We start from the raw sequence: 13638 nt of genomic DNA, 5'->3' as shown, positions 1-13638 counted from the left end.
AGAAGCTGCGCTTCGCCATCCGCGAAGGCGGCCGCACCGTCGGCGCCGGCATCGTCGCATCGATCGTCGAGTAATCGGGACCGAAAGGTCCGCCGAAAAGGGAAGGGACAGGGTTTGCCCCCTGTCCCTCCGGTCTTTGAAAAGAAGCGGGCCCCGGCCGATCGTTAATTGAAGTTCAATGCGTGAGCCTCTATGGAGCACGCGACACACGCAACAAGGACAAGTCGTATGAACGGCCAGAACATCCGCATCCGCCTCAAGGCGTTTGATCACCGGATCCTCGATGCCTCCACGCGCGAAATCGTATCGACGGCAAAGCGCACCGGTGCAGGCGTGCGCGGCCCGGTACCGCTTCCGACGCGGATTGAAAAATTCACGGTGAACCGGTCGCCTCACGTCGACAAGAAGAGCCGCGAACAGTTCGAGATGCGCACCCACAAGCGTCTTCTCGACATTGTCGACCCGACCCCTCAGACGGTCGACGCCCTGATGAAGCTCGATCTCGCCGCCGGCGTCGACGTCGAAATCAAGCTCTGATCAGGCTTCGGAGTCCGGCGAAAGCCGAAATAACAAGGAAGGTACGTGGCGGTCCGCCGCCAACGGCTTCTTAAAACGGGAAACCCTCAAGCCGTGCGGCCGGAGCGGAATCCTTAAACCAGAGGTATGGAGGGGCCTGCGGCCCCGACAGGACTCTCAAGAGGAATGAACCGATGCGTTCAGGTGTGATTGCACAGAAGGTGGGAATGACCCGCGTCTACAACGACGCAGGAGAGCATATCCCCGTAACAGTATTGCGACTGGACAACTGCCAGGTTGTCGCTCATCGCACGGAAGACAAGAACGGCTACACGGCGGTCCAGCTCGGCGCCGGCAGCTCCAAGGTGAAGAACACGTCGAAGGCTCTGCGCGGCCAGTTCGCCGCCGCGAGCGTCGAGCCGAAGGCGAAGCTCGTCGAGTTCCGCGTTTCTGCGGACAACCTGATCGATGTCGGCGCGGAGATCTCCGCAAGCCATTTCGTGGCAGGCCAGCTCGTCGACGTCACCGGCACGACCATCGGCAAGGGCTTCGCCGGTGCCATGAAGCGTCATAACTTCGGCGGCCTTCGTGCAACGCACGGTGTGTCGGTGTCGCACCGCTCCCACGGCTCGACCGGTTCCAACCAGGACCCGGGCCGCGTCTGGAAGGGCAAGCGCATGGCCGGCCACATGGGCCAGACCCGCGTCACCACCCAGAACCTCGAAGTCGTCTCGACGGATGAAGACCGTGGTCTCATCCTCGTCAAGGGCGCCGTCCCCGGTTCCAAGGGTTCCTGGATCGTCGTTCGCGACGCCGTAAAGTCCGGCACCCCGGCCGACGCTCCGCGTCCGGCCGCCGTGCGCGCCGCAGCCAAGTAAGGGAGCCCGATCATGGATCTCAAAGTCACGACCCTCGAGGGGAAGGACGCCGGCAAGGTCTCCCTCTCCGACGCGATTTTCGGCCTTGAGCCGCGCGAAGACATCATTGCCCGCGTCATCCGCTGGCAGCTTGCCAAGAAGCAGCAGGGCACCCACAAGGCCAAGGGCCGCGCGGAAGTCTCGCGCACCGGCGCCAAGATGTACAAGCAGAAGGGCACCGGCCGTGCACGTCACCATTCGGCCCGCGCCCCGCAGTTCCGCGGCGGCGGCAAGGCCCATGGCCCGGTCGTGCGCAGCCACGAGCACGATCTTCCGAAGAAGGTCCGTGCGCTCGGCCTGCGCCACGCCCTGTCGGCCAAGCTGAAGGCTGAGGACGTCATCATCGTTGATGACCTCGTCGCCACGGAAGTAAAGACCAAGGCTCTGGCCGGCACCTTCGCCAGCCTCGGCCTCACCAACGCCCTCTTCATCGGTGGCGCCGAGCTCGACAGCAACTTCAAGCTCGCCGCCCAGAACATCCCGAACGTGGACGTTCTGCCGATTCAGGGCATCAACGTTTACGACATCCTGCGCCGCGGCAAGCTCGTGCTCTCCAAGGCTGCTGTAGAAGCCCTCGAGGAGCGGTTCAAATGACGGATCTTCGCCACTACGATGTGATCGTCTCGCCGGCGATCACCGAAAAGTCGACGCTGGTCTCCGAGCATAACCAGGTCGTATTCAACGTCGCCAAGGGCGCGACCAAGCCGGAAATCAAGGCTGCGGTCGAAGCGCTGTTCGGCGTCAAGGTCAAGGCTGTGAACACGCTGCTGCGCAAGGGCAAGGTCAAGCGTTTCCGCGGCTTCTCCGGCCGGCAGGGAGATGTCAAGAAGGCGATCGTCACGCTTGCTGACGGTCAGTCCATCGACGTCTCCACCGGGCTCTAACAGGCCCAGTCGGCTAAGGACCCAAAAGGGAACAAGAAAATGGCATTGAAAAGCTTCAATCCGACGACCCCGAGCACGCGTCAGCTCGTCATCGTCGACCGCTCCGGCCTCCACAAGGGCAAGCCGGTCAAGGCGCTGACGGAAGGCCTGTCCTCCAAGGGCGGCCGCAACAACCTCGGCCGCATCACCGTCCGCTTCCGCGGCGGCGGTCACAAGCGTACCTATCGCCTGGTCGACTTCAAGCGTCGCAAGTTCGACGTCGAAGGCACGGTCGAGCGTCTGGAATACGACCCGAACCGCACCGCGTTCATCGCGCTCGTCACCTATTCGGACGGCGAGCAGGCCTATATCCTGGCGCCGCAGCGTCTCGCCGTCGGTGACAAGGTCATCGCCTCCGACAAGGCCGTCGACGTCAAGCCGGGCAACGCGATGCCGCTGCAGTACATCCCGGTCGGCTCGATCGTTCACAACGTCGAGATGAAGCCGGGCAAGGGCGGCCAGATCGCCCGTTCCGCCGGCACCTTCGTCCAGCTCGTCGGTCGAGACCAGGGCATGGCGATCCTCCGGCTGAACTCCGGCGAACAGCGCCTGGTGCACGGCTCTTGCCTTGCGTCGGTCGGTGCTGTATCGAACCCGGATCACGGCAATACCAACGACGGCAAGGCCGGTCGCACCCGCTGGCGCGGCAAGCGCCCGCATGTTCGCGGCGTCGTCATGAACCCGGTCGACCATCCGCACGGCGGTGGTGAAGGCCGCACCTCGGGTGGTCGTCACCCGGTGAGCCCGTGGGGCAAGCCCACGAAGGGCAAGCGTACCCGTTCGAACAAGTCGACCGACAAGTTCATCATGCGCTCGCGCCACCAGAAGAAGAAGTAAGAGAGGTAGTCAGGAATGGCTCGTTCAGTATGGAAAGGCCCGTTTGTCGACGGCTATCTTCTCAAGAAGGCGGAGAAGGTGCGTGAAGGCGGTCGCAGCGAGGTGATCAAGATCTGGAGCCGTCGCTCCACGATCCTGCCTCAGTTCGTCGGTCTCACCTTCGGTGTCTACAACGGCAGCAAGCATGTGCCGGTTGCCGTGTCGGAAGACATGGTCGGCCACAAGTTCGGTGAATTCTCTCCCACCCGGACCTATTACGGTCACGGCGCGGACAAGAAGGCAAAGAGGAAGTAACCATGGGCAAGGCAAAAGCCGAACGCCGGCTGAAGGATAACGAGGCGCAGGCCATTGCGCGCACGATCCGCGTCAGCCCCCAGAAGCTCAACCTCGTTGCCGCGATGATCCGCGGCAAGAAGGTCGACCGGGCTCTCGCCGAGCTCGAATTCTCGCGCAAGCGCATCGCCGAGACGGTCAAGAAGACCCTCGAATCGGCAATCGCCAATGCCGAGAACAACCATGATCTCGACGTCGACTCGCTCATCGTGGCGGAAGCCCATGTCGGCAAGTCGATCGTCATGAAGCGGTTCCACGCTCGTGGCCGCGGCCGTGCATCGCGGGTCGAGAAGCCGTTCTCGCACCTGACGATCGTCGTCCGCGAAGTCGAAGCCAAAGGGGAGGCCGCATAATGGGCCAGAAGATTAATCCGATCGGTTTCCGCCTCGGCATCAACCGTACCTGGGACAGCCGCTGGTTCGCCGACAACGCCGAATACGGCCAGCTCCTCCACGAGGACCTGAAGATCCGCGCCTACCTGATGGAAGAACTGAAGCAGGCCGGCATCTCCAAGGTGGTCATCGAGCGTCCGCACAAGAAGTGCCGCGTCACGATCCACTCGGCCCGCCCGGGTCTCATCATCGGCAAGAAGGGCGCCGACATCGAGAAGCTGCGCAAGAAGCTTTCCGAGATGACGTCCTCCGAAACGCACCTCAACATCGTCGAGGTGCGCAAGCCGGAAACGGACGCGACGCTGGTCGCCCAGTCGATCGCCCAGCAGCTCGAGCGCCGCGTGGCCTTCCGCCGTGCGATGAAGCGCGCCGTTCAGTCGGCGATGCGTCTCGGTGCCGAAGGCATCAAGATCACCTGCGCCGGCCGTCTCGGCGGCGCGGAAATCGCCCGTACCGAATGGTACCGCGAAGGCCGCGTTCCGCTGCACACCCTGCGTGCCGACATCGATTACGGCACGGCTGAAGCCGAAACCGCGTTCGGTATCTGCGGCATCAAGGTCTGGATCTTCAAGGGCGAAATCCTTGAGCACGATCCGATGGCCTCCGAGCGCCGTGCGACCGAAGGCGACAATCAGCCGTCGGGCGGCCGGGATCGTGACCGCGATCGCGATCGTCGTCGCGAAAACGCTTGATTAGCGTTGGCGAAAGATAAGTTCGGAGAATAAGAAAATGTTGCAGCCAAAGCGTACCAAGTACCGTAAGCAATTCAAGGGCCGCATCAAGGGCGTCGCCAAGGGTGGTTCCGACCTCGCCTTCGGCGAATTCGGCCTGAAGGCCCAGGAACCCAACCGCGTCAACGCGCGCGAGATCGAGGCGGCCCGCCGCGCGATCACGCGTTACATGAAGCGTGCCGGCCGGGTCTGGATCCGCGTGTTCCCGGATGTTCCGGTCACCGCAAAGCCGACGGAAGTCCGCATGGGTAAGGGCAAGGGTTCGGTCGAATACTGGGCCTGCAAGGTCAAGCCCGGCCGGATGATGTTCGAGATCGACGGCGTGACCGAGGAGATCGCCCGCGAGGCGCTTCGTCTGGGCTCCGCCAAGCTCTCCGTCAAGACGCGCTTCGTACAGCGCATTGCAGAGTAAGGAGCAAGCCGCGATGAAAGCCGCAGACGTCCGGGCGCTCAGCGCCGACCAGCTCAACGAGGAGCTTGCCAAGCTGAAGAAAGAGCAGTTCAACCTGCGCTTCCAGAAGGCTACCGGCCAGCTCGAGAAGACCTCGCGCGTCAACGAAGTCCGCAAGGACATCGCACGCGTCAAGACCATTGCCCGCCAGAAGGCGGCAGAAGCCAAGGCCTAAGGACCAAAAAAAATGCCGAAACGCATTCTGCAGGGCACCGTTGTCAGCGACAAGAACGACAAGACCGTCGTCGTTCGCGTCGAGCGCCGCTTTGCACACCCGCTTCTTCAGAAGACCGTGCGCCGCTCGAAGAAGTACAAGGCGCATGACGAGAACAACCAGTACAAGATCGGCGACGTCGTTTCCATCGAGGAATGCGCACCGATCTCCAAGGACAAGCGCTGGACGGTGGTTGCCGCCCAGGCTTAATTTCATGCGATTTCGCGCGAGGGCCTTGCCCTTTGCGCGGAAATCTGTATGAAGCAGCGCAAGGACGCTCGGACTCGGGCGTTCTTTTGCTTTTAGCGCAGGGAAGGTCCGGCGGGAAACCGCTCCGGGAAACCACCTTGGCAAGACCCGATCCCGCGCGAAAACATGAATTTCCATAAGCTGGAACAGGGGGCGCCCCGCGCCCAACCGGTCCGGTAACAACAAGAAGGCGACCTGACATGATTCAGATGCAGACTAACCTCGACGTCGCGGATAATTCCGGCGCCCGTCGTGTCATGTGCATCAAGGTGCTGGGCGGCTCCAAGCGCAAGTACGCTTCGATCGGCGACATCATCGTCGTCTCGATCAAGGAAGCGATCCCGCGCGGCCGCGTCAAGAAGGGCGACGTGATGAAGGCGGTCGTCGTTCGCACCGCCAAGGACATCCGCCGCGCCGACGGTAGCGTTATCCGTTTCGACAACAACGCGGCCGTCCTGATCGACAACAAGAAAGAGCCCATCGGCACCCGTATCTTCGGACCGGTTCCGCGCGAACTTCGCGGCAAGAACCACATGAAGATCATCTCGCTGGCTCCGGAAGTACTCTAAGGGAGCGATGGCAATGCAGAAGATTCGCAAAGGCGACAAGGTCGTCGTTCTGACCGGTAAGGACAAGGGCCGTACCGGCGAAGTCATCCAGGTCATGCCGAAGGAAGACCGTGCGGTCGTCAAGGGTGTCAACATGGTGAAGCGTCACCAGCGTCAGACCCAGACCCAGGAAGCCGGCATCATCAACAAGGAAGCCTCCATCCATCTGTCCAATCTCGCGATCGCCGACCCCAAGGACGGCAAGCCGACCCGCGTCGGCTTCAAGATCGAGGGCGACAAGAAGGTTCGCGTGGCAAAGCGTTCGGGAGTGTCGATCGATGGCTGACACCAAGTACGAGCCGCGGCTCAAGACGGAATACAACACGCGCATCCGCAAGGCGCTGCTTGAGCAGTTTTCCTACGGCAACGAGATGCAGATCCCGCGCCTGGAGAAGATTGTCATCAACATGGGCGTCGGTGAATCGACGGGCGACTCGAAGAAGCCGAGCGTTGCTGCCGCCGACCTCGCAGCGATCGCCGGCCAGAAGCCGGTCATCACGCGGGCCCGCAACTCCATCGCCGGCTTCAAGCTGCGCGAAGGCATGCCGATCGGCGCGAAGGTCACCCTTCGCGGCGCCCGCATGTACGAATTTCTGGATCGCCTCGTGAACATCGCGCTCCCCCGCGTGCGCGACTTCCGCGGTCTGAACCCGAAGTCCTTCGACGGCCGTGGCAACTTCGCCATGGGCATCAAGGAGCACATTGTGTTCCCGGAGATCAACTACGACAAGGTTGATCAGATGTGGGGCATGGACATCATCGTTTGCACGACGGCCGCGACCGACGACGAAGCCCGGGCTCTTCTGAAAGAGTTCAACTTCCCGTTCCGTCAGTGATCCGTAACGACAAGCGTAAAGAAGGATAACTGTTATGGCGAAAACGAGCGCAGTTGAAAAGAACAAGCGCCGCCGCAAACTGGTCGCCAACCAGGCAGCAAAGCGTGCTGCCCTGAAGGCGATCGTCCAGAACCAGGCTCTTCCGATCGAAGACCGGTTCAAGGCCACCTTGAAGCTTGCCGCGCTGCCGCGCAACGGCTCCAAGACCCGCATCCGCAACCGCTGCGAAGTAACGGGCCGTCCGCGCGCCTTTTATCGCAAGCTGAAGATGTCGCGTATTGCACTGCGCGAGCTGGGCAACCTCGGCAAGGTGCCGGGCGTCGTCAAGTCGAGCTGGTAAGGAGACGGGCAAGATGGCAATGACTGATCCTTTGGGCGATATGCTCACCCGCATCCGCAACGGCGCCGCACGCCGCAAGTCGAGCGTTTCCACGCCGGCTTCCAAGCTGCGCGCCCGCGTTCTCGATGTCCTTCAGTCGGAAGGGTACATCCGCGGCTATTCCGAGGTCGAGTTCGACAACGGCAAGGCCGAGCTGAGCATCGAGCTGAAGTACTACGAAGGCGCGTCCGTGATCCGCAAGATCGACCGCGTTTCCAAGCCGGGCCGCCGGGTCTATGTCTCGGTCAAGTCCATTCCGCAGGTCGCGAACGGCCTCGGCATCACCATCCTTTCGACCCCGAAGGGCGTGATGGCCGATCACCAGGCGCGCGAACAGAATGTTGGTGGCGAGGTTCTCTGCTCCGTCTTCTAAGACGGCGCGGAGATCTCCCTAGCGAACAGACAGGATAACAACATGTCTCGTATCGGTAAAAAGCCCGTTCAGGTTCCCGCCGGTGTGACCGCGACCGTAGACGGTCAGAAGGTCACCGTGAAGGGCCCGAAGGGCGAACTGTTCTTCGTCGCGAACGACGAAGTCTCCGTCAAGCTGGAGGACAACGCCGTTGTCGTCCAGCCGATCAGCCAGTCGAAGGACGCTCGGTCCAAGTGGGGCATGTCCCGCACGATGATCGAGAACATCCTGAAGGGCGTCAAGGACGGCTACGAGCGCAAGCTCGAGATCAACGGCGTCGGTTACCGCGCGTCCATGCAGGGCAAGAACCTGCAGCTGGCGCTCGGCTTCAGCCACGACGTGGTCTACCAGACGCCGGAAGGCGTTTCGATCGCTGTTCCGAAGCCGACGGAAATCATCGTCTCCGGCATCAACAAGCAGCAGGTCGGCCAGGTCGCCGCGGAGATCCGCGAATACCGTGGCCCCGAGCCCTACAAGGGCAAGGGCGTCAAGTATGCCGAAGAGCGGATTGTCCGCAAAGAAGGCAAGAAGAAGTAAGGAACACGCGAAATGGCTAGCAGGAAAGATAATCTTGTGCGTCGCGCCAGCCGCGTGCGCCGTCAAATCAAGGCGGTCGCCAACGGCCGTCCGCGCCTGTCGGTTCATCGCTCGTCGAAGAACATCTACGTACAGGTCATCGACGACGTGGCCGGCACGACGCTTGCGTCCGCCTCCACGCTCGACACCGATCTGCGCTCGTCGCTGAAGACGGGCGCCGACACGGCTGCCGCTGCGGCGGTCGGCAAGCTCATTGCTGAGCGCGCCGTCAAGGCAGGGGTCAAGGACGTGGTCTTCGACCGCGGCGCCTTCATCTATCACGGCCGCATCAAGGCTCTCGCCGAAGCGGCCCGTGAAGGTGGTCTGAACTTCTGATCGCGGGCGGGCGTCTTCGCCCGCCACCGGTCGGCAAGGGTACCGTCGCTTCCATCCGGAATGGTGGAGGCGACTTTTTGACAATCTGCCGATTGCACCCGGAAAAGAACAAGGAAAAGGACAATGGCACAGGAAAGAAGGGGCCGCGAGGATCGCCAGCCCCGTGAAGAGCGCGACAGCGAATTCGTTGACAAGCTCGTTGCGATCAACCGCGTCGCGAAGGTGGTAAAGGGCGGCCGTCGTTTCGGCTTTGCAGCCCTCGTCGTCGTCGGCGACCAGAAGGGCCGCGTCGGCTTCGGCCACGGCAAGGCCCGTGAAGTCCCCGAAGCGATCCGCAAGGCCACCGAGGCCGCCAAGCGCGACCTGATCTTCGTCCCGCTGCGTTCGGGCCGCACGCTGCACCACGACGTGCACGGCCGCCACGGCGCCGGCAAGGTCCTGCTTCGCTCGGCCAAGCCCGGTACCGGCATCATCGCCGGCGGCCCGATGCGCGCCGTCTTCGAGACGCTCGGCATGCATGACGTCGTCGCCAAGTCGACCGGTTCGTCGAACCCGTACAACATGATCCGTGCGACCTTCGACGCGCTGAAGAGCCAGATGCACCCGAAGGACATCGCGGCACAGCGCGGCATGAAATACGCCACGCTCCAGGCCCGCCGCGTTTCCGCCGGCGTCGCTTCCGAAGAATAAGGGAGGCTGAGCAATGGCTAAGAAGGAAACCGCAAAGAAGACCGTCACCGTCGAGCAGATCGGCTCTCCGATCCGCCGTCCGGCCGTGCAGCGCCAGACGCTGATCGGCCTCGGTCTCAACAAGATGCACCGGGTCAGCACGCTGGAGGATACGCCTTCCGTCCGTGGCATGATCCGTTCCGTCCAGCACCTCGTCCGCGTCGTCGACGAGAAGTGAGGGGGTTACGACCATGAAACTGAATGAGATCAAGGACAACGAAGGCGCGACCCATTCCCGCAAGCGCGTCGGTCGTGGCATCGGCTCCGGCTCCGGCAAGACCGGCGGCCGCGGCGTCAAGGGCCAGAAGGCCCGTTCGGGCGTCGCGATCAACGGCTTCGAAGGCGGTCAGATGCCGATCTACCGCCGCCTGCCGAAGCGCGGCTTCAACAACATCTTCGCGTCCGACTACGTCGTCGTGTCGGTCGAGCGCCTGCAGAAGGCCGTCGACGCGCAGAAGCTGGATCCGAAGGCGACGGTCGATGCCGCCGCGTTGAAGGCAGCCGGCGTCATCCGCCGCGTCAAGGACGGCGTGCGCATCCTCGCCGACGGCGAGCTGAAGGCGAAGCTCACGATCGAAGTCGCCGGCGCATCGAAGGCCGCCGTCGAGAAGATCGAGAAGGCGGGCGGCTCCATCAAGCTGCTGGCCGCTGCGGCTGCCGAGTAAGCCTCTGAAGTTTGATCGCCCGGTGTGCTTCACACCGGGCGATTTTGCTCCCATATGTGAGCCTCACAGCGAATCGGGGATGCGTCTCCGCCCTTCGTCCGGAAGAAAAGCCACGGTGAGGCCGGGATTGCTTGACAATCCGCGTTTCAACCGGTTTAGGCTCCCATCCGCCGGCCTTCTCGCCAGAAGGCCCGGCACGAGTTTTTGAAGCACAGCGACTGCGGATGCCGCACGGGCCGTCCGGGACGATGTGCCAACGGATCAGCCGTTCCGGAGAGGCCGGGCCACCCGCCGACGGACATGGCGACGCGGAGAAATGCATGGCCTCGGCTGCGGAACAACTTGCCTCGAACCTCAATTTCGCGACCTTCGCTAAGGCGGAGGACCTGAAGAAGCGCCTGTGGTTCACCCTCGGCGCGCTGCTCGTCTATCGGCTCGGGACCTATATCCCGCTGCCGGGCCTCAACCCCGAGGCATTCGCGCAGGCCTTCCGCGGCCAGAGCGGCGGCATTCTCGGCCTCTTCAACATGTTCTCCGGCGGTGCCGTCGAGCGCATGGCGATCTTCGCGCTCGGCATCATGCCCTACATCTCCGCCTCGATCATCGTGCAGCTCATGACGTCGGTCGTGCCGTCGCTGGAGCAGCTCAAGAAGGAAGGCGAGCAGGGCCGCAAGATCATCAACCAGTACACCCGCTACGGCACGGTGCTGCTCGGCGCGCTGCAGGCCTATGGCATCGCCGTCGGCCTCGAGGGCGGCGCCGGCCTCGTCAACGATCCGGGCTGGTTCTTCCGCATCTCCACCGTGATCTCGCTGCTCGGCGGCACCATGTTCCTGATGTGGCTCGGCGAGCAGATCACCTCGCGCGGCATCGGCAACGGCATCTCGCTCATCATCTTCGCCGGCATCGTCGCGGCCCTGCCGTCGGCGCTGGCGGGCACGCTCGAACTCGGCCGCACCGGCGCGCTCTCGGTTGGCATCATCTTCGCCGTCGTGCTCACCGCAATCGGCGTGATCGCGCTGATCGTCTTCGTCGAGCGGGCGCAGCGCCGGCTGCTGATCCAGTATCCGAAGCGCCAGGTCGGCAACCGCATGTTCCAGGGCGATACCTCGCACCTGCCGCTGAAGCTGAACACGGCGGGCGTCATCCCGGCGATCTTCGCCTCGTCGCTGCTCCTGCTGCCGGCCACGCTCGCGGGCTTCAGCAACACGACCGAGCTTCCCGGCTGGGCGACGATGATCATCTCGGCGCTCGGCCACGGCCAGCCGCTCTACATGGCGCTCTATGCCGCCATGATCGCCTTCTTCGCCTTCTTCTACACGGCCATCGTCTTCAATCCGAAGGACACGGCCGACAACCTGAAGAAACACGGCGGCTTCATTCCCGGCATTCGTCCGGGCGAGCGGACCGCCGAATATATCGATTTCGTGCTGACCCGCATCACGGTGATCGGCGCGGTCTATCTTATCTTCGTCTGCATCCTGCCGGAGATCCTCATCGCGCAGACCGGCGTGCCATTCTACCTTGGTGGTACGTCGCTTTTGATTGTTGTCAGCGTCACCCTCGATACTGTAGCACAGGTTCAGGGTCACCTCATCGCTCAGCAATATGAGGGGCTGATCAAGAAGTCGAAGCTGCGCGGAGGAAAGAGGGGACGATGAGACTTATATTTTTGGGGCCGCCGGGCGCTGGCAAGGGGACACAGGCCAAGCTGCTCACGGAGAAATACGGGATTCCGCAGCTCTCGACGGGTGACATGCTGCGGGCGGCGGTCGCGGCGGGAACCGATGTCGGCAAGCGTGCCAAGGCCGTCATGGACGCCGGACAGCTGGTCTCCGACGCCATCGTCAACGAGATCGTCTCGGACCGCATCGATTCGCCGGACTGCGCCAGGGGGTTCATCCTGGACGGCTATCCGCGCACGGTGCCGCAGGCCGAGGCGCTGGACCGGATTCTCGCCGGCAAGGGCATTTCGCTCGACGCCGTGATCGAGCTGAAGGTCGACGAGGACGCGCTCGTCAAGCGCATGGAGAACCGCGTCGCCGAGACGGTCGCCGCCGGCGGCACCGTCCGCTCCGACGACAATCCCGAGGCCTTCAAGCGCCGTCTGACGGAGTACCGCGAGAAGACCGCGCCGCTGTCGCACTACTACGCGTCGACGGGCAAGCTCCGCACCGTGGACGGGATGGCGAGCGTCGATACGGTCACGGCCGAAATCGGCGGGATTCTCGCCTGACGCGGGCTTCTCCCAAAAAGGGCTCGGCGGGGAGTTGACTTTTTCGGTCGATTCCCCTTAAGACAGCGCCAACTCGCGACACACACTGCGATCGGCGCGGATTTCAAAACAACGAAGTCCGGGTGCGGTCGTTTTCGACGTGTTCCGAACCTCAATTGATCACGCGGCTTTCGTGGCCGTATCGAATGAAGAAAACCTCTTGCCGGACGGCAACTGGAAGCAAGGAGAACAGACGTGGCTCGTATCGCTGGCGTCAACATCCCGACTGCAAAGCGCGTTGTCATCGCGCTGAGCTACATCCACGGGATCGGTCCGAAATTCGCTCGGGAAATCATCGAGAAGGTCGGCATTCCGGCCGATCGTCGCGTGCATCAGCTCACCGATGCCGAAGTCCTGCAGATCCGCGAAACGATCGACCGCGACTATCAGGTCGAGGGCGACCTGCGTCGCGAGACCTCGATGAACATCAAGCGCCTGATGGACCTCGGCTGCTACCGCGGCCTGCGTCATCGTCGCGGCCTGCCGGTCCGCGGCCAGCGCACGCACACCAATGCCCGTACCCGCAAGGGTCCGGCCAAGGCCATCGCAGGCAAGAAGAAGTAATTTCCCGGAAACGGGGAAGAGGAGGCTGGCGCGCCGCGCCGGCCTCTTTTGAGTTTCGAGCAGGGTCCGCCGGCTGATGGCGGCCCGGTTCGGTGGAGCTGCTGGCGCTACGGCAGTGACGATATCGCCGCGCGAAGACCGCTGGTCCCCGCGCATTTTCAAAGTCAGGGCAGGAGCCTCTCGCTCCGACCCGGTGGAGCCGCTGGAACTACGGCGGTGTCGAGATCAACGAAAGGACTATCCATGGCCAAGGAAGCCACCCGCGTCCGCCGTCGCGAACGCAAGAACATCACCTCGGGTGTTGCTCACGTCAATTCTTCGTTCAACAACACGATGATCACCATCACCGACGCGCAGGGCAATGCGATTGCCTGGTCGTCCGCCGGTGCAAAGGGCTTCAAGGGTTCGCGCAAGTCGACCCCGTTCGCCGCCCAGATCGCCGCCGAAGACTGCGCCAAGAAGGCCCAGGAACACGGCATGAAGTCGCTGGAAGTCGAAGTCTGCGGTCCGGGTTCCGGCCGTGAATCGGCTCTGCGCGCCCTGCAGGCCGCCGGCTTCATGATCACCTCGATCCGCGACGTCACCCCGATCCCGCACAACGGCTGCCGTCCGCGCAAGAAGCGCCGCGTCTGATCATTCGCATTCATCACGCCGGTGAGGTCGGTCTCCGTCCTCCCGGCGCTTCAGGGCTCGGT

General features: G+C 63.0%; 26 protein-coding genes. All 26 read left to right on the top strand.

What is annotated here, in order from left to right; translation table 11 throughout:
* The coding region (locus tag LXM94_RS04035) for an EF-Tu C-terminal domain-related protein (protein ID WP_141471830.1) at positions 1 to 74 on the top strand (74 nt) is incomplete at its 5' end.
* 154 nt (positions 75 to 228) lie between these two features.
* Complete coding sequence (gene rpsJ / locus LXM94_RS04030) at positions 229 to 537, top strand: 30S ribosomal protein S10 (RefSeq protein WP_235769850.1); 309 nt, start codon at positions 229 to 231, stop codon at positions 535 to 537.
* Positions 538 to 710: 173 nt separating this feature from the next.
* Positions 711 to 1394 carry a 50S ribosomal protein L3 gene (gene rplC, locus LXM94_RS04025; protein WP_235769849.1) on the top strand — a complete coding sequence of 228 codons (684 nt, stop codon included), beginning with the start codon at positions 711 to 713 and terminating at the stop codon, positions 1392 to 1394.
* A gap of 12 nt (positions 1395 to 1406) precedes the next feature.
* A complete protein-coding gene (rplD, locus tag LXM94_RS04020; protein WP_235769848.1) occupies positions 1407 to 2027 on the top strand; it encodes a 50S ribosomal protein L4 in 621 nt (206 codons plus the stop codon).
* Positions 2024 to 2317 carry a 50S ribosomal protein L23 gene (locus LXM94_RS04015; protein ID WP_235769847.1) on the top strand — a complete coding sequence of 98 codons (294 nt, stop codon included), beginning with the start codon at positions 2024 to 2026 and terminating at the stop codon, positions 2315 to 2317. The genes rplD and LXM94_RS04015 overlap by 4 nt, the downstream gene beginning before the upstream one ends.
* A gap of 39 nt (positions 2318 to 2356) precedes the next feature.
* Positions 2357 to 3193: a 50S ribosomal protein L2 gene (gene rplB / locus LXM94_RS04010; protein WP_235769846.1), complete on the top strand. Its 837-nt coding sequence runs from the start codon at positions 2357 to 2359 to the stop codon at positions 3191 to 3193.
* A 15-nt stretch (positions 3194 to 3208) separates the two neighbouring features.
* A complete protein-coding gene (rpsS, locus tag LXM94_RS04005) occupies positions 3209 to 3487 on the top strand; it encodes a 30S ribosomal protein S19 (RefSeq protein WP_235769845.1) in 279 nt (92 codons plus the stop codon).
* Positions 3488 to 3489: 2 nt separating this feature from the next.
* On the top strand, positions 3490 to 3879 hold the full coding sequence (gene rplV, locus LXM94_RS04000; RefSeq protein ID WP_235769844.1) for a 50S ribosomal protein L22: 390 nt from the start codon (positions 3490 to 3492) through the stop codon (positions 3877 to 3879).
* Positions 3879 to 4610, top strand: a complete 732-nt coding sequence (gene rpsC, locus LXM94_RS03995) for a 30S ribosomal protein S3 (RefSeq protein ID WP_235769843.1) — start codon at positions 3879 to 3881, stop codon at positions 4608 to 4610. The genes rplV and rpsC overlap by 1 nt, the downstream gene beginning before the upstream one ends.
* Before the next feature lie 37 nt (positions 4611 to 4647).
* On the top strand, positions 4648 to 5061 hold the full coding sequence (gene rplP, locus LXM94_RS03990; protein WP_022718386.1) for a 50S ribosomal protein L16: 414 nt from the start codon (positions 4648 to 4650) through the stop codon (positions 5059 to 5061).
* Between the two features lie 13 nt (positions 5062 to 5074).
* Positions 5075 to 5275: a 50S ribosomal protein L29 gene (gene rpmC / locus LXM94_RS03985; protein ID WP_235769842.1), complete on the top strand. Its 201-nt coding sequence runs from the start codon at positions 5075 to 5077 to the stop codon at positions 5273 to 5275.
* 12 nt (positions 5276 to 5287) lie between these two features.
* Complete coding sequence (rpsQ, locus tag LXM94_RS03980; protein ID WP_235769841.1) at positions 5288 to 5524, top strand: 30S ribosomal protein S17; 237 nt, start codon at positions 5288 to 5290, stop codon at positions 5522 to 5524.
* Positions 5525 to 5763: 239 nt separating this feature from the next.
* Complete coding sequence (gene rplN, locus LXM94_RS03975) at positions 5764 to 6132, top strand: 50S ribosomal protein L14 (RefSeq protein ID WP_136597316.1); 369 nt, start codon at positions 5764 to 5766, stop codon at positions 6130 to 6132.
* Positions 6133 to 6145: 13 nt separating this feature from the next.
* Positions 6146 to 6457: a 50S ribosomal protein L24 gene (gene rplX / locus LXM94_RS03970; protein WP_235769840.1), complete on the top strand. Its 312-nt coding sequence runs from the start codon at positions 6146 to 6148 to the stop codon at positions 6455 to 6457.
* Positions 6450 to 7007 (top strand): 50S ribosomal protein L5, encoded by a 558-nt coding sequence (gene rplE / locus LXM94_RS03965; protein WP_235769839.1) that lies wholly within the window; start codon positions 6450 to 6452, stop codon positions 7005 to 7007. Before rplX ends, rplE begins: the two co-directional genes overlap by 8 nt.
* A gap of 34 nt (positions 7008 to 7041) precedes the next feature.
* Positions 7042 to 7347, top strand: coding sequence for a 30S ribosomal protein S14 (gene rpsN, locus LXM94_RS03960; protein ID WP_235769838.1), 306 nt, complete (start codon positions 7042 to 7044; stop codon positions 7345 to 7347).
* 13 nt (positions 7348 to 7360) lie between these two features.
* Entirely contained in the window at positions 7361 to 7759 is a 399-nt protein-coding gene (rpsH, locus tag LXM94_RS03955) for a 30S ribosomal protein S8 (RefSeq protein WP_235769837.1), read from the top strand.
* A gap of 42 nt (positions 7760 to 7801) precedes the next feature.
* Positions 7802 to 8335, top strand: coding sequence for a 50S ribosomal protein L6 (gene rplF / locus LXM94_RS03950; RefSeq protein WP_235769836.1), 534 nt, complete (start codon positions 7802 to 7804; stop codon positions 8333 to 8335).
* A gap of 12 nt (positions 8336 to 8347) precedes the next feature.
* On the top strand, positions 8348 to 8710 hold the full coding sequence (gene rplR, locus LXM94_RS03945) for a 50S ribosomal protein L18 (RefSeq protein WP_235769835.1): 363 nt from the start codon (positions 8348 to 8350) through the stop codon (positions 8708 to 8710).
* A gap of 123 nt (positions 8711 to 8833) precedes the next feature.
* Entirely contained in the window at positions 8834 to 9400 is a 567-nt protein-coding gene (gene rpsE / locus LXM94_RS03940) for a 30S ribosomal protein S5 (protein WP_235769834.1), read from the top strand.
* 13 nt (positions 9401 to 9413) lie between these two features.
* Positions 9414 to 9617: a 50S ribosomal protein L30 gene (gene rpmD / locus LXM94_RS03935; RefSeq protein ID WP_235769833.1), complete on the top strand. Its 204-nt coding sequence runs from the start codon at positions 9414 to 9416 to the stop codon at positions 9615 to 9617.
* A gap of 13 nt (positions 9618 to 9630) precedes the next feature.
* Positions 9631 to 10104, top strand: a complete 474-nt coding sequence (rplO, locus tag LXM94_RS03930; RefSeq protein ID WP_235769832.1) for a 50S ribosomal protein L15 — start codon at positions 9631 to 9633, stop codon at positions 10102 to 10104.
* Between the two features lie 320 nt (positions 10105 to 10424).
* Positions 10425 to 11765, top strand: coding sequence for a preprotein translocase subunit SecY (gene secY / locus LXM94_RS03925; RefSeq protein ID WP_235769831.1), 1341 nt, complete (start codon positions 10425 to 10427; stop codon positions 11763 to 11765).
* Positions 11762 to 12340, top strand: a complete 579-nt coding sequence (locus LXM94_RS03920; protein ID WP_235769830.1) for an adenylate kinase — start codon at positions 11762 to 11764, stop codon at positions 12338 to 12340. Before secY ends, LXM94_RS03920 begins: the two co-directional genes overlap by 4 nt.
* 234 nt (positions 12341 to 12574) lie before the next feature.
* On the top strand, positions 12575 to 12943 hold the full coding sequence (gene rpsM, locus LXM94_RS03915) for a 30S ribosomal protein S13 (protein WP_235769829.1): 369 nt from the start codon (positions 12575 to 12577) through the stop codon (positions 12941 to 12943).
* A gap of 243 nt (positions 12944 to 13186) precedes the next feature.
* Entirely contained in the window at positions 13187 to 13576 is a 390-nt protein-coding gene (rpsK, locus tag LXM94_RS03910; protein WP_003536496.1) for a 30S ribosomal protein S11, read from the top strand.
* Positions 13577 to 13638: the final 62 nt, after the last annotated feature.

The organism is Rhizobium alarense (assembly GCF_021555155.1).
In the GTDB taxonomy this organism is placed as follows: domain Bacteria; phylum Pseudomonadota; class Alphaproteobacteria; order Rhizobiales; family Rhizobiaceae; genus Rhizobium_D; species Rhizobium_D alarense.
Note: the sequence above shows the minus strand (reverse complement) of the source record. Positions and strands in the feature narration are given on the sequence as shown.

Excerpts from the sequence above, each read along its gene's own strand:
- rplD (WP_235769848.1), top strand. The coding sequence starts at position 1,407 with ATGGATCTCAAAGTCACGACCCTCGAGGGGAAGGACGCCGGCAAGGTC.
- rplC (WP_235769849.1), top strand. The coding sequence starts at position 711 with ATGCGTTCAGGTGTGATTGCACAGAAGGTGGGAATGACCCGCGTCTAC.
- rplV (WP_235769844.1), top strand. The coding sequence starts at position 3,490 with ATGGGCAAGGCAAAAGCCGAACGCCGGCTGAAGGATAACGAGGCGCAG.
- rpsE (WP_235769834.1), top strand. The coding sequence starts at position 8,834 with ATGGCACAGGAAAGAAGGGGCCGCGAGGATCGCCAGCCCCGTGAAGAG.
- rpmD (WP_235769833.1), top strand. The coding sequence starts at position 9,414 with ATGGCTAAGAAGGAAACCGCAAAGAAGACCGTCACCGTCGAGCAGATC.
- rpsN (WP_235769838.1), top strand. The coding sequence starts at position 7,042 with ATGGCGAAAACGAGCGCAGTTGAAAAGAACAAGCGCCGCCGCAAACTG.
- rplN (WP_136597316.1), top strand. The coding sequence starts at position 5,764 with ATGATTCAGATGCAGACTAACCTCGACGTCGCGGATAATTCCGGCGCC.
- rplX (WP_235769840.1), top strand. The coding sequence starts at position 6,146 with ATGCAGAAGATTCGCAAAGGCGACAAGGTCGTCGTTCTGACCGGTAAG.
- rpsS (WP_235769845.1), top strand. The coding sequence starts at position 3,209 with ATGGCTCGTTCAGTATGGAAAGGCCCGTTTGTCGACGGCTATCTTCTC.
- LXM94_RS04015 (WP_235769847.1), top strand. The coding sequence starts at position 2,024 with ATGACGGATCTTCGCCACTACGATGTGATCGTCTCGCCGGCGATCACC.
- rpsH (WP_235769837.1), top strand. The coding sequence starts at position 7,361 with ATGGCAATGACTGATCCTTTGGGCGATATGCTCACCCGCATCCGCAAC.
- LXM94_RS03920 (WP_235769830.1), top strand. The coding sequence starts at position 11,762 with ATGAGACTTATATTTTTGGGGCCGCCGGGCGCTGGCAAGGGGACACAG.
- rplR (WP_235769835.1), top strand. The coding sequence starts at position 8,348 with ATGGCTAGCAGGAAAGATAATCTTGTGCGTCGCGCCAGCCGCGTGCGC.
- rplF (WP_235769836.1), top strand. The coding sequence starts at position 7,802 with ATGTCTCGTATCGGTAAAAAGCCCGTTCAGGTTCCCGCCGGTGTGACC.
- rplE (WP_235769839.1), top strand. The coding sequence starts at position 6,450 with ATGGCTGACACCAAGTACGAGCCGCGGCTCAAGACGGAATACAACACG.
- rplP (WP_022718386.1), top strand. The coding sequence starts at position 4,648 with ATGTTGCAGCCAAAGCGTACCAAGTACCGTAAGCAATTCAAGGGCCGC.
- rpsJ (WP_235769850.1), top strand. The coding sequence starts at position 229 with ATGAACGGCCAGAACATCCGCATCCGCCTCAAGGCGTTTGATCACCGG.
- rpsC (WP_235769843.1), top strand. The coding sequence starts at position 3,879 with ATGGGCCAGAAGATTAATCCGATCGGTTTCCGCCTCGGCATCAACCGT.
- rpmC (WP_235769842.1), top strand. The coding sequence starts at position 5,075 with ATGAAAGCCGCAGACGTCCGGGCGCTCAGCGCCGACCAGCTCAACGAG.
- rplB (WP_235769846.1), top strand. The coding sequence starts at position 2,357 with ATGGCATTGAAAAGCTTCAATCCGACGACCCCGAGCACGCGTCAGCTC.
- secY (WP_235769831.1), top strand. The coding sequence starts at position 10,425 with ATGGCCTCGGCTGCGGAACAACTTGCCTCGAACCTCAATTTCGCGACC.
- rpsQ (WP_235769841.1), top strand. The coding sequence starts at position 5,288 with ATGCCGAAACGCATTCTGCAGGGCACCGTTGTCAGCGACAAGAACGAC.
- rplO (WP_235769832.1), top strand. The coding sequence starts at position 9,631 with ATGAAACTGAATGAGATCAAGGACAACGAAGGCGCGACCCATTCCCGC.
- rpsK (WP_003536496.1), top strand. The coding sequence starts at position 13,187 with ATGGCCAAGGAAGCCACCCGCGTCCGCCGTCGCGAACGCAAGAACATC.